The sequence below is a fragment of the Blautia sp. AF34-10 genome (assembly GCF_003477865.1).
Lineage (GTDB): Bacteria > Bacillota > Clostridia > Lachnospirales > Lachnospiraceae > Fusicatenibacter > Fusicatenibacter saccharivorans.
On record NZ_QUED01000066.1, the window covers coordinates 1 to 2,869 of the forward strand.

Sequence of the window (2,869 nt, forward strand, 5' to 3'; positions counted from 1 at the left end):
GTAAACGGTAGAATACGAGCACCTTGACAAATAGCAGACCGCTTTTGCGGTCTGTTTATTTTCCGCTGGCTTTTTGCGGCTTTCTAATGTTTTCGGGCAACATATCTGACCATGGCAGAAGTTCTGCAAGAAAATCTATGTTTTTGTCATCTACATGTTTGGGAATCTCCGTAAGCAGATATTCGAAATAATCGAAAGGTTTCAGGTTATTCGCCTTTGCAGTTTCTGCGATACTGTAGATGATCGCTGAACTATTGGCTCCATTGACCGTATCGATCATCTCCCAGTTTTTCTTCCCTATACAGAATCCACGGATCGCACGTTCGCTGGCATTGTTGTCTATTGGAACATCCCCATCTTCCAGAAAAACTTTCAGGTAGCTTTCCTGGTTCAGTGCATATGTAAATGCTTCCCGTATTTTACCGTTCTTTGGAATCTTAGGTTCATTCTGTTTCAGGTACGCAAAGAAAGCATCCACCAGTGGTTTTACCACAAGCTGACGCTGCATGAGCCTGTCTTCCGTAGAAAAATCAGACAGTTTTCCCTCTTCCCGGTAAATGGCCTGTATCTGTTTCATGATCAGATGCAGGATTGATTCCTTTCGGTGTGCTTTGGGTATCACTTCCAGTGCATCGTTAAACCTGCGCCTGCAGTGAACCCAGCAGCCTGCAATCTTCAGATTTTCACGCTTCTTTTCCAATGTATGATATACCTGGTACCCATCCGTAACACAGATCCCGGTGTAATCCCTCAGGAATTCCCGGGGATGGGATGCATTACGCGTTTTCTGGTATTCATAAAGGATGATCTGACGATCCCGGTACATAAAGCCGGACCGGTACACCCACATGTAACTCTGGCTGCCGGCAGGACGCCCGTCCTTATTTACAAGTACAGGAGTCTCATCTGCCTGTATCACATGATAATCATACAGAAGTTTATGCAGATAATCATACATGGTTCCCAGATATTCTTCCCCAAGACGGATCATCCAGTTCGCCATGTTCTGTCTGGTAATGGCAAGCCCGTACCTTTCGAATTCTTTTTCAAGACGGTAGAGAGGTACCGCATTTACATACTTACCATTTATGACTGCCGCAGCAAGGGACGGGGATACAAGGCTTCCATGAAGCAGATTTCTGGGATGGGGTGCCTTTATCATGTGTTCATCCAGTTTACTGGAATAAACGCCGATATGATGTTCCTCTATCACGACACTGGCCGGAATGAACTGATAACATCGGGAAATGGCATCCGGAAGCTGTTTCCATCCGTTTTCACCAAACTCAGCCGTCAGTTCTTCCTCTTTCAGATAGTGATCAATACGTTTTACTGTCAGCCCTGCTATATCAGCCGCTTTTTTCCCTGGCTGTTTTTTCTTTTTGGGTGCTTTCAATTCCAGGTCATCAGGTTCCGGTGCATCCAGGTCGCAGACTGCCTCTGCTTCATTAAAGAATACGATAGTCCCGTCCACTTCCATGAAACGTATCTGTTCAGAATCCGCCATTTTTTCGCTGGATCTGCCAAAACGGTTCTTCTGAAAAAGGACCATCTGTTCCATCATCAGCTGCATCCTGTCATTTAAGGCCTGCGTTTGCCTGGACAATTCTTCCATCTGTCCCTGCATCCCAAGAAAAAGCTCTATCAGCAGATCCTTATCAAACTTATTCAGTTGTTCTTTTGTGTACTTGATCGTCATAACCGGAACTCCTGTCTTTATACTGATTCCGATTATAACAGAATTTTTGTATTTCCGCCAATCCTTCAGATATGGGCTTTCGTCATAATGACGGTGGATAATACATCTGGAAAGCCGTTGTTTTACAGCTTTTCAGATGTATTATCCACAACAGTTTTTCTATTCACACGATAACAAATGGAATGAGAAAAGACTGTTTGTGGATAACCTTTTTCATCCGGTTGATACACATCATTTTTACAGTTTTGGTACTTTTTTATTTTCGGCATTTTGCACAGGCTACATAATGCGGAGTGTCTCTTTCAGCTCAGAGATCGGATGGCGTGCAACGATCTCCAGTCCCTGCATCAGCATACGGTACTGGTCGTCTGTGATCGCCATTGCCTCATCTGCCGAACGGGGCCACCGGAATGCACCATTATCGAGTCTCTTGTACATAAGGAGAAAACCATCGCCTTCCCAGAGCAGTGCTTTGATCCGGTCACATCTTCTTCCACAGAAAAGAAACAGTGTATTTTTGTCGTAAGGATCAAGCTTAAACTGAAAGCGTACGATCGTTGCCAGTCCATCGATCCCACGACGGAGATCCGTAAATCCCATCGCCAGATACACCTTTTTAAATCCGGAAGCATCTGCATCATTCAGCATGGGTAAAAGCCTTTATGAGATGGCAGAGCATTTCCGGTGAAGTACCGGAAAATATCTCAACTGACAGTCCCCTGGTATTTTTAATACGGATCATTGGCAGAGTTCCTGCCGAAATGCATGTACCGGATTCTTTTGAAGTATCTGTTTTCTTTGGATCTGGTGCAGGTGCGGGCAGTTCCACAAAAGCAGTGGTTTCTGTGTCCTGCATCTGATCCAGGTATATCTGCCTGACACGCCTGAGACGGTAATAATAGTTGGCTTTTGTAAGATTATTTTGGGTACACCAAGTTTCAACATCCATCCCTTTGGGACGGTTCTGACAATTCCGAATCTGTTCTGCCCATTGTCTGATCCTCACCTGCTGAGCTACAAGGCTGGTTTGCGTAGCCATAATATTCCTCCTCTGAATCATAGTCAGTTAAAAAAGTTAAGTACTAAACTTTTTTGACTATGTTATTTTGTTGAGTATGATTATGGCATAACTTGAAGTGAATAAAAAGGTACTCAGGTTCTACCGTTTAC

General features: G+C 44.2%; 3 protein-coding genes. All 3 read right to left on the reverse strand.

All coding sequences use genetic code 11. From position 1 onward, the window contains the following. Positions 1–55: 55 nt before the first annotated feature. Positions 56–1,699 (reverse strand): IS66 family transposase, encoded by a 1,644-nt coding sequence (gene tnpC / locus DWZ60_RS16765; RefSeq protein WP_119222171.1) that lies wholly within the window; start codon positions 1,697–1,699, stop codon positions 56–58. A 279-nt stretch (positions 1,700–1,978) separates the two neighbouring features. Next, positions 1,979–2,347: an IS66 family insertion sequence element accessory protein TnpB gene (gene tnpB, locus DWZ60_RS16770; RefSeq protein WP_119222173.1), complete on the reverse strand. Its 369-nt coding sequence runs from the start codon at positions 2,345–2,347 to the stop codon at positions 1,979–1,981. After that, complete coding sequence (locus DWZ60_RS16775) at positions 2,337–2,738, reverse strand: hypothetical protein (RefSeq protein WP_117761182.1); 402 nt, start codon at positions 2,736–2,738, stop codon at positions 2,337–2,339. The genes tnpB and DWZ60_RS16775 overlap by 11 nt, the downstream gene beginning before the upstream one ends. Positions 2,739–2,869 lie beyond the last annotated feature (131 nt).

What these genes read in the sequence shown, in the direction of transcription:
- tnpB (WP_119222173.1), bottom strand. Translation starts at nt 2,347, where the DNA reads ATGCTGAATGATGCAGATGCTTCCGGATTTAAAAAGGTGTATCTGGCG.
- DWZ60_RS16775 (WP_117761182.1), bottom strand. Translation starts at nt 2,738, where the DNA reads ATGGCTACGCAAACCAGCCTTGTAGCTCAGCAGGTGAGGATCAGACAA.
- tnpC (WP_119222171.1), bottom strand. Translation starts at nt 1,699, where the DNA reads ATGACGATCAAGTACACAAAAGAACAACTGAATAAGTTTGATAAGGAT.